The sequence below is a fragment of the Pueribacillus theae genome, from assembly GCF_003097615.1.
GTDB lineage: Bacteria > Bacillota > Bacilli > Bacillales > UBA6769 > Pueribacillus > Pueribacillus theae.
Map to the genome: position 1 here is coordinate 1 of NZ_QCZG01000066.1, position 9,564 is coordinate 9,564.

At 39.5% G+C, this 9,564-nt stretch carries 9 protein-coding genes and 2 pseudogenes; all 11 read right to left on the reverse strand.

Annotated elements, in window-relative coordinates; all coding sequences use genetic code 11:
• Positions 1-56: helix-turn-helix domain-containing protein (locus DCC39_RS19925; RefSeq protein WP_165820928.1), on the reverse strand; the 56-nt coding region annotated here is incomplete at its 3' end.
• A 592-nt stretch (positions 57-648) separates the two neighbouring features.
• Positions 649-1,095, reverse strand: coding sequence for an aminoacyl-tRNA deacylase (locus DCC39_RS17890; protein WP_116556252.1), 447 nt, complete (start codon positions 1,093-1,095; stop codon positions 649-651).
• A 200-nt stretch (positions 1,096-1,295) separates the two neighbouring features.
• The gene (locus tag DCC39_RS17895) at positions 1,296-1,526 is read right to left on the reverse strand and encodes a hypothetical protein (protein ID WP_116556253.1); all 231 of its coding nucleotides are present in this window, start codon (positions 1,524-1,526) and stop codon (positions 1,296-1,298) included.
• A 258-nt stretch (positions 1,527-1,784) separates the two neighbouring features.
• Positions 1,785-3,179, reverse strand: a complete 1,395-nt coding sequence (locus tag DCC39_RS17900; protein WP_116556254.1) for an L-cystine transporter — start codon at positions 3,177-3,179, stop codon at positions 1,785-1,787.
• A gap of 256 nt (positions 3,180-3,435) precedes the next feature.
• On the reverse strand, positions 3,436-4,602 hold the full coding sequence (locus DCC39_RS17905; protein ID WP_116556255.1) for a lactate 2-monooxygenase: 1,167 nt from the start codon (positions 4,600-4,602) through the stop codon (positions 3,436-3,438).
• A 134-nt stretch (positions 4,603-4,736) separates the two neighbouring features.
• The gene (locus tag DCC39_RS19930; protein WP_407071873.1) at positions 4,737-4,934 is read right to left on the reverse strand and encodes a DNA-formamidopyrimidine glycosylase family protein; all 198 of its coding nucleotides are present in this window, start codon (positions 4,932-4,934) and stop codon (positions 4,737-4,739) included.
• A 77-nt stretch (positions 4,935-5,011) separates the two neighbouring features.
• The gene (gene opuFB, locus DCC39_RS17915; protein WP_116556257.1) at positions 5,012-6,526 is read right to left on the reverse strand and encodes an osmoprotectant update ABC transporter permease/substrate-binding subunit OpuFB; all 1,515 of its coding nucleotides are present in this window, start codon (positions 6,524-6,526) and stop codon (positions 5,012-5,014) included.
• Positions 6,519-7,481, reverse strand: coding sequence for an ABC transporter ATP-binding protein (locus DCC39_RS17920; RefSeq protein ID WP_116556258.1), 963 nt, complete (start codon positions 7,479-7,481; stop codon positions 6,519-6,521). The genes opuFB and DCC39_RS17920 overlap by 8 nt, the downstream gene beginning before the upstream one ends.
• A gap of 128 nt (positions 7,482-7,609) precedes the next feature.
• Positions 7,610-8,059, reverse strand: a pseudogene (locus DCC39_RS17925) (YitT family protein); the annotation flags it as partial.
• A 140-nt stretch (positions 8,060-8,199) separates the two neighbouring features.
• A pseudogene (locus DCC39_RS17930) lies at positions 8,200-8,450 on the reverse strand (DUF1801 domain-containing protein); the annotation flags it as partial.
• A 126-nt stretch (positions 8,451-8,576) separates the two neighbouring features.
• Positions 8,577-9,224 carry a YdeI/OmpD-associated family protein gene (locus DCC39_RS17935; protein WP_116556259.1) on the reverse strand — a complete coding sequence of 216 codons (648 nt, stop codon included), beginning with the start codon at positions 9,222-9,224 and terminating at the stop codon, positions 8,577-8,579.
• Positions 9,225-9,564 lie beyond the last annotated feature (340 nt).

The following is a 9,564-nucleotide window of genomic DNA, read 5'->3' on the forward strand; positions in this document are numbered from 1 at the left end:
ATTTCCTGTTCTTTATTCGGATAGATGCGAAACTTATATGCTTTATTAACTAGCATGACACTCACCCTTTTTCACAGGAACGTTTGTTTTTATTATAGCATACATTCATGTGAAAGTATCTTGATTATTTGAAAAATACTAGTTAGATAATTGAGATAGTTGAGGGCTATCCCTTATCCGAGGGCGATTCATCTCCACCCTGCTTCGCTGAGGATGGAATCTTCTCGCCTAAATATGATAAAAATAGAGGCTGTCGAAAAATCAGGATAAACTAAATAGACGAACCTATACCGGTTAACACATCTATTAAGTACGATTGACGATAAGCCGTGCTCTTATGTGTGGTTTTATTTGTTATGCGCATGATGTCACATCTGGTAAAAGCCGTTAAGAAGTCAATGCCCTTATAGGGACAGAAGATGGACGATATGTTCATGTTCTGTCTTTTTTATTTGGGATAAAAATATCGATGATATAAGAGTGATTCCGAAAACTGAATCAATACGATATGTTCAACCAATCTATTTTGCCTCCGATTTATTATTACTATTAACTGTTTAGCGGTCAAAGCCGGCAATTATGTTGATAATTAGACAAAAAAGAATTTCAAACAAAATTCTCCATCTAAGGGAAGGAAAATGTTTCTTGCTAATCGAATGTTGCTGCTATCTGATTTAATTGATTTAAGGCTTGTGGTTCAATTTTTAAGGTGAATGTTGATTGCCCTGTTCCTCCATAAACAAAATCATAGTTAAAAAGTCTTTTGTCAAGCACACAAGGTAAATCAAGACCAACCATTCGCACTCTACCAACCTCAAACCCTGTAACTTTTTGAACTTCCTTTGGAGAAGCTAATTTTACTTTACTACAACCTAAAATATCAGCTATTTTTTCAAAATCCAGTTTGTCACGATTACCCGAGACGATTAAAACAAAATATCCTTTATCAGTTTTTAAAATTAGTGACGGTGCGGTTTGCCCAACCTCAATCCCAAAATATTTAGAACCATCTTCCCTTGAAAGAATTGGTTTTTCGTGCTGAATTATTTCATATTTATATTTACATTTCTCCAAAATTTCTTGCAAACCATTCATAGTAACACCCCCGATATATTGCCTTAAATATACCAATATTTGGGTGAAATTTAAAAAAATCCTTTTTACTAAATTACCTGTTAGATAAACAAGGATTACATGTTAAACATGTTAAATTTAGATAAACGCAAACTATCATAAGTCTCTGTCATTTCAAATACAGGATGTTAGTATACCTGCTTTAAAGGTGTGTTTACTATTCAGTGTAAATTAAGTCCTCTGTAAAAATATTGAAAAGAGCTATCATCCATTTGGCTTTTATCCATGGGTGACAGCTCTCCGTATTTGTCTTGATATTGCTTTTCATGTTTTGACTTGCTTTTTCTTGTTCTTAAATCTACCAAGGCATAGACGCCCCTATTTTTAGAAGGATTTCTATAACCTTCTCTGACCATCTTTTCTCTCATTTTTTTGGCTTTACTTTTCGCCATCACGATTCTCCTTTTTTGGTTATTGATGGATTCATTTTATTCTTTCGGTGAAATCCCATGCATAATCATTTCGATGATGCGCTCCACCTCTGCCTCATCATCCCAATCCGCTTCCGGAAAAATGACATGCCGTGTGGCAATATAACCGATTTCCGGCGCCCTATAGTTAGAAAGTTTCGCTTATTATTATCGATGCAGGAAAATTTTTACCAAAAAAAGCTAACCACCAACGTTATGGCGATTAGCTCCCTTTTTTGCTTAAAATGACGAAGGATCTTCAATTGCCGTTTTATCATTAAATGTTTTTAAATTCAGTTTCCCCAAGATTCGTGCAGTCAATGTTCCGGCAACCATGCTGTCATTTACATTTACAGCTGTACGCCCCATATCGATCAGTGCCTCGATTGATATAAGCAAACCCGCCAAAGCTACCGGGAGCCCCATAGAAGACAAAACAATCAATGCGGCAAAGGTTGCACCTCCACCAACACCGGCAACACCAAATGAACTGATTCCGATAATTAACACCAATTTGATGATAAATGCTGGTGTAAATGGATCAATTCCGACCGTCGGTGCAATCATAACTGCCAGCATGGCAGGATACATTCCCGCACAGCCATTTTGCCCAATTGTCGCTCCAAATGAAGCTGACATGTTGGCGATTCCTGTGTCAACACCAAGGGAATTTTTCTGTGCTTGGATGTTCAATGGAATCGTACCTGCACTTGAACGGGATGTAAAAGCAAAGCCTAGCACAGGCATGGCCTTTCTCAAGAACGTCATCGGATTTAAACCAAAAACCCCCACTAATATAAGATGGAACAGCATGATGACGATTAATGCGGCATAAGAGGCAATCACAAATTTACCAAGCTGGACAATACCGGCAACATCTGTCTTAGCCACCGTATTAGCCATCAAAGCCAGAATTCCAAATGGTGTTAGGCGCAAAATCAACGTTACGATCCGCATAACAACTGCATAAAGCGCGTGAACGATTTTCGTAAACATTTCCGCTTGTTCCGGATTTTTTCTCCGCAATCCGAGCACGGCTATCCCGACGATAATGGAGAAAATGACCACCGCAATGACCGAAGTTGACCGTTCCCCTGTCATATCTAAAAAGATATTGGATGGAATAAAACTCAGGATTTTTTGCGGAGTAGATAGCTCTTGTACATCTCCAAGTTTTTCTTGGAGTAGATCTCCACGATCCATTTCCGCCTGTCCTGCTTCAATTTGATCTGCATTCAAATCAAATAATGCAGCAGATCCAATTCCGATCAAAGCGGCAATCATAGCCGTCGAAACTAAGAAACCAATAATCCAAGCAGACATTTTTCCAAGGTCTGCAGATTTCTCCAAATTAATGATGGACTGAATAATAGACACCATGACAAGGGGTACGACAATCATCATCAATAGTTGGACATACCCGCTTCCGACAATACTATACCAATCTGCAGTAGCCGTTAAAATCTCCGAATCTACGCCATAGATTGCTTGTAGGAGTGCACCAAGTACAATTCCGGCACCTAAACCGGTGAATACACGTTTTGTAAACGATACATGCTTCTTTTGCATAAAAATAAGAAGACCGATAATCGCAAGTAAAGCAGCGATATTTACGATAATTAAAAGTACATTCATTTTGTTCCCCCCCTGTCGTATGTGCCTATGCCCCACATATGTTTTTCATCATATGCACGACGGCATTTTACTGTACTACAACAAAATTTATAATTCCTATAGTCTTAGTGTATTTAATAATATACATACCGCAAGCGATTCTGTCAAAGAATTGGTTTCACACACAGAGAAAAATACCCATCAATTATAAGTACTAAGTACATATAGTTGATGGGTATTAAACGTTTAAGCAAAAGATTCAAAAGACGAAATCTTATTACGCCTCCATAAGCAACGATTTATTTACATTACGAATCGCTTTTTCTCCCGATAATGCTAAAGTAATATCCATATCCGCAATAATATTTTTTAAAACAGACTTGACCCCTTGTTGTCCAGCAACCGCTAGACCATACATACATGGCCTGCCAACAAGAACGGCTTTCGCACCAAGTGCCACTGCTTTTAACACATCTGAACCGCGTCGAATGCCACTGTCAAAAAGTACTGGAATCCGCTCTTGAACGACATCACATATAAGCGGAAGCGCATCCAAAGCTCCGATCGCTCCATCGACTTGCCGGCCTCCGTGATTGGAAACAATGAGGCCATCCACCCCGCTTTCTAACGCCTGCTTTGCATCATCAGGATGTAAAATCCCTTTTAACAGAATCGGAAGGCGTGTATGCTCTCTTAAAAAAGCAAGATCATTCCAAGTTAACGTTGGATTTCCAAAAACTTTTGCCCAATACATTGTAGCTGAAACAGGATCCTCTTCAGGCGTTTTCTGAAGCTTTGAACGAAAGGCCGGATCAGTAAAATAGTTCCCGACACCTTCCCCCATTAAGAAAGGCAAATACACATTCTTTAAGTCATATTCCCGCCATGCCATCATGGAAGTATCCAATGTGACCACAATACTTGAGTAGCCTGCTGTTTCCGCTCTTTTCAAAAAACTTGCCGTTACATCCGAATCTTTACTCCAATACAATTGGAACCATTTCGGGGCATCATCTCCCATGGCTTTCGCGATTTCTTCCATCGGTGCAGTCGATGCAGAACTTGCAATATAGGGGACTTCCAACTCTGCACAAGCCTTTGCAGAAGCAAGCTCTCCATCCGGATGGATAATCGATTGGACGCCAATTGGGGCATGCAGAACCGGAAAGGAATACGTTTCTCCAAATAATTCGATGGTTAGATCGCGTTCTCCTACGTTAGTAAGCATCCTCGGAACGATCTTTCGGCTCTGAAAGGCTTGGAGATTGGCCTTCATCGTATGTTCTCCGCCGGCCCCGCCTGCAACATAATAAAATGGTCCGTCATCAAGGACTTCCCGTGCTTTCTTCTCCCATTCCTCGTAAACGACAGGAAGCCTGTTCGGGTCAGGATTCGTCATCGTTTGATAAATGCTAAATTGATGCTGGTTACCGAAGTTTGACATATCATTTCCCCCTCTAAGAAAAAGCTTTCCTTAAAAATTCTATATATTTTTAATTATTCCTGTGTACACCACTTTAATAGTTTCTATGCTTCCAAATCTTATTCCCCCATGTGAACCGGCGTTTAAGCAAACGTTTAATTAAAAAGGTTTTCATAACCTATTAAAAAACCAATAAATTGTTCTGTAGACAAATTCACAGATTTTTCCCGAGTAACCATAGCTTTTGTAATGGTTTGGCCGCCAATGAATTGCTGCAGCAAGGTTTTATATGTTTCCATCTCTGGCAGTTCGGGCATTTTCTCTTCCTCCACGATTAGCTTCTGTATTACCATTATCCCTCAACACCCTAAAATCATGAGAATAAAAATAGGCCGGACCCATATTGGATCTAGCCTTCTGATTTTTATCTTTATTTTTTTAGCCCTTCCTTTTTCAAATACTCTTCAGCCACTTCAAAAGGGCTTCTTCCTTGGACATTGACTTCATAATTCATTGCTCTCATTTCATCATCCGTAATCCTGCCGGCCAATTGATTCAGTGCATCTGCGATTTCAGGATAGCGCTCAATGGTCTCTCTTCTTAATAACGGGGCTCCTTGATATGGAGGAAATAGATGCTGATCATCTTCCAGCACTTTTAGCTCATATTGCTGCAGCTCACTGTCTGTAGAGTAGGCATCCACTACATTGATTTCCCCTGACTGAACCGCAACATAGCGAAGTTTTGGTTCCATCGTTACAAAATTGGGAAACGTGATTCCGTATAATGATTGAATGCCGCGATACCCATCTTCGCGATCGGAAAATTCCAATGTAAACCCGGCTTTCACTTCATCCTCAATCACTTTTAAATCTGAAATGGTTTCTAATCCGTATTTCTTGGCAAGCTCTTTCGATGCAGCCAGGGCATACGTATTGTTGTACTTCATTGGGCTCAGCAACACTAGATCGAACTGTTCCGATAAGCCTGCTCTCGCTTGTTCATAAACCTTTTCGCGGTCGGTGCTTGCTGCAGTTTCCTTTAAAAATTCAGATATTGCCGTTCCGGTAAATTCCGGATAAATGTCAATGCTTCCGGATTGCAATGCATGAAAAACAAAAGAAGTCTTACCTAGGCCTGGTTTTAATTCCACCTGTAAATCTGTTTCCTCTTCAATCAGTATTTTATATAGATTAATTAAGATTTCAGGCTCTGAACCCAGTTTGCCCGCAATGACAATTTCTTTATCTTGGCTGCCTAGAAACGGGGCAACGATAATGGCACAACCAAGGACAATGATACTTCCAAGCGTCATAAGAGAACGTTTATAAGAGAGATGTTCAAATTTTTTAAGGAGAACATCAAATAAGATCGCCAACAAGGCTGCAGGTATGGCGCCCAGTATGATGAGGGAAGCATTATTTCGGTCAATCCCTAAAAGGATCAAGTCACCCAAACCCCCGGCACCGATTAACGCGGCAAGTGTCGCCGTCCCTACAATCAAGACCATCGCCGTACGGATGCCCGCCATGATGACCGGCATGGCCAGTGGCAGTTCCACCTTCACGAGCCGCTTCCAGCCATTCATTCCCATGGCACGGGCCGCTTCGATTAATGAGGGATCGACTTCTTTTATTCCAGTATATGTATTTCGTAAAATCGGAAGCAATGCATACACAATTAACGCGATGACGGCGGGAACTTTCCCTATGCCAAAAAGAGGGATCAGCATGCCTAAAAGGGCTAAGGACGGAATGGTTTGCAATACAGCTGTAATTCCGATAATCCCTTCCGCTGCTTTTTCTTTTTTTGTTAAGTAAATGCCTAAGGGAACGGCAATCAAGCCAGCGATTAGCAACGCAATAAACGAAAGCTGAATATGCTCCATCAAGGCACTAAGAAGCTGGCCTTTTCTTTCATGGAAAACATCTGCAAAATTACTCATTTGGCATATCCCTTTTCTGTAGTTGAACAGATAAATAGTTGATTACTGTTTGCCGATTGACGATGCCGATTTGCCGTCCATTTTTCTGTACTGCAAGCTGTTCCTGTTCTGACAGCTTCTCCAATAGCTCTTGCAATGGAATGGAAATCGGCACATCGCTCAATGAACCATAAATTCCCTCTTCACTTATCGGCTGCAAGACTTCTTCCACATGAAAGTCTCCATCCCATGCCAATTTGTCTCCAAGAAATTCTTTTACAAATTCATTAGCGGGATTTTTGGTAAGTTCGTCAGGTGTTCCAATTTGGACAATTTTCCCGTCTTTCATGACGCAAATCCGGTCAGCTAATTTCAAAGCCTCCTGCATATCATGCGTAACAAAGACAGTTGTCTTCTTTAAATTCTTCTTAAGTCTTAACAGATCATCTTGAAGCTTCTCACGGCTTATTGGATCCAACGCGCTAAACGGCTCATCCATTAATATCATTTCAGGATCGGCTGCCAGGGCCCGAATGACTCCTACCCGTTGCTGCTGCCCGCCAGATAATTCTTTCGGTTTCCTTACCGCATACGTTTCAGGGTCTAGCCCGACCATTTCCAATAGTTCATGAACCCTTTGCTTCATTTTTTCCCTGTTCCAGTTTTTCATTTCGGGAACAACGGTGATATTCTCCTCAATCGTCATATGTGGAAAAAGGGCAATCTGCTGAAGAACATAGCCAATATTCCAGCGCAGTTCATGGATGTTGTATTCACTAATCTTTTTTCCATTAATAAAAATTGTTCCATCCGATAAAGGTATTAACCGGTTGATCATTTTTAGCGTCGTCGTTTTCCCGCAGCCACTCGGTCCAATCAAAACAAAAAATTCACCCTGTCTGATCTCAAAATTCAACGAATCGACAGCGACCGTGCCATCGGGATATTCTTTTGAAACATTATCAAATGTAATCATAAATGGTTGCCCCTTTATGTTCTTCGCAAAAATGGAAGTATGTATCGAAATATGAATAACAAAAAAATTCCTTGTCTAAATATAGCTAATGCCATTCCTTTCCATTTTTGAAAAGTTTTTACTTGTGGTTATTGAATATTATGCTTTTTGAAGTTGCCTCCCTTTACCTCTGATACATCGTATATCGGCTACAAAGGCCTTTGGATCAATTTCTTGAATAATTTCTTTCATTTTGCTTTCTTCAAAAACGGGTAATGATACAAGTAATTTCCTTGAATTGTTCATTTGAATAACCGCCAAGTGCCAGTGAATATGTTGCTCCACGGCCTAATCGATTACGAATCGTCTCAACCATTAATTCAGGCTGAGTGGTGATAATTTTATAGCTTTTTAGAACCGCTTAAACCTTCTTCAACGATGTGAATCACTTTAGAAGCAATAAAGTAAGCAATGGCTGATAAAATGGCCCCTTGAAGGCCAAATACCGTTGATACGACAATAAAGACAAACATATTCAAAAATAAGATGAGATCACTTGTCCCAAAAGGTGATTTTCGGGATAGTAATACAGTTAACATGTAAAGCATACATTCATGTGAAAGTATCCCGATTATTTGAAAAATACTAGTTAGATAATTGAGATAGTTGAGGGCTATCCCTTGTCCGAAAGCGATTCATCTCCACCCTGCTTCGCTGAGGATGGGGTCTTCTCGCCTAAATACGATAAACTGATTTTAGCTTTTCGAGGTGAAAAGCCAACGAATGGCGCGTCGCCTTCGTGCCCGGATTTATATTTAAACCCTATATAAACCCTATAATACTTGTTCCCCACATTTTAGCTTCATAACCCGTGGCGTCGGTAAAAATATCTAATAATTTATAAGCATCTTCACGTTTTCCAGGAGAATCTACACTTTCAATAAACTCAATGACACTGCTGTCGGTTTCTTTCGTTTTTAGTTCGTACATAGCTAAACCCCCTTCTAAAGCAAATTTCAAGATTAGCTACATTAAAATTTCACCTAAACTATTTGTTAGATTTGCATAAATATAAGTATAAGTATAATTTTAGCGAATTGGAAAGGCATGGTATTCCTATTTCTTTTGACGGTATAAATCAATTGATTTATATCCCTGTGACAGGATGTCGATCATTTGCTGATGGCGCTTTTCACGCGTCTTTTGCTGCTTAGCAGAAAAGATGTAGCGAGCCCAATCTTTTTGGTAACCAGGTGTCAAGCTCTGAAAAAATGTAAGCACATCTGGGTGATCAGCTAATAATGCTTCAATATCTTTGACATTATCCTCATAATCTGCAACACGCTGGCTTGCTGATAATGACTTTTTTGCTTTCTTTTTCTCACGTTTTAATCCAACGACAGTGAAGACGTCATCCATACTTACCATACGTGAAAACTTCATATCGCTATCGGAAATATAGCCATCCTCATCTACTTTCATAGCTGGAAAGATTTCATCTCTGTGAACGAAAGTTTTATATCGATTGTTGCCTTTTTTAGGATAAGCGAAAAATAAATAGCCTTTATCCTGTAATAGTTGGTTTTGGATGATTCGATGTGTGTACGCGACGATTTCATCAACAGTTTCAACGAAAATGAAAATAGCATCATGATCTTTGTGAAGTGTCGTTGCTTGTTCAGTAAATAGATCATAATCACTCGGTTGATTGATAACAACCATGTTTGTGTACTTATTGAGATTCAATTTATCAAAAATAGTCATAACATGCTCCTTAGTTCTAGATTTAAAACCTTTTCAATTATACCAACTTATTTTTATTAACAACAAATCGACAATCCAACCAAGCTTTTTACTAAATGAATAATCATCAAGTGGCATTAAGGCTTGCCCAATAGATTCTTTCTTAAAATAAAAAATCGCCCTTGATATAATTATTTAGGGCAGAAAAGAGTCACAACTTTATTTTAAATCCACAACACTCAAAGGCTCACTGTTGGTTCAAGCAGCGTTAGTGTTTGGTTGATCGTATTCATGTTAACCATTGCCCCAATAGGAATTGCCGTTTTATAAGTACCATGTCCAGTTGTAAGATTGGTCATCA

Excerpts from the sequence above, each read along its gene's own strand:
- DCC39_RS17890 (WP_116556252.1), bottom strand. The coding sequence starts at position 1,095 with ATGAATGGTTTGCAAGAAATTTTGGAGAAATGTAAATATAAATATGAA.
- DCC39_RS17895 (WP_116556253.1), bottom strand. The coding sequence starts at position 1,526 with ATGGCGAAAAGTAAAGCCAAAAAAATGAGAGAAAAGATGGTCAGAGAA.
- DCC39_RS17900 (WP_116556254.1), bottom strand. The coding sequence starts at position 3,179 with ATGAATGTACTTTTAATTATCGTAAATATCGCTGCTTTACTTGCGATT.
- DCC39_RS17905 (WP_116556255.1), bottom strand. The coding sequence starts at position 4,602 with ATGTCAAACTTCGGTAACCAGCATCAATTTAGCATTTATCAAACGATG.
- DCC39_RS19930 (WP_407071873.1), bottom strand. The coding sequence starts at position 4,934 with ATGGTAATACAGAAGCTAATCGTGGAGGAAGAGAAAATGCCCGAACTG.
- opuFB (WP_116556257.1), bottom strand. The coding sequence starts at position 6,526 with ATGAGTAATTTTGCAGATGTTTTCCATGAAAGAAAAGGCCAGCTTCTT.
- DCC39_RS17920 (WP_116556258.1), bottom strand. The coding sequence starts at position 7,481 with ATGATTACATTTGATAATGTTTCAAAAGAATATCCCGATGGCACGGTC.
- DCC39_RS17935 (WP_116556259.1), bottom strand. The coding sequence starts at position 9,224 with ATGACTATTTTTGATAAATTGAATCTCAATAAGTACACAAACATGGTT.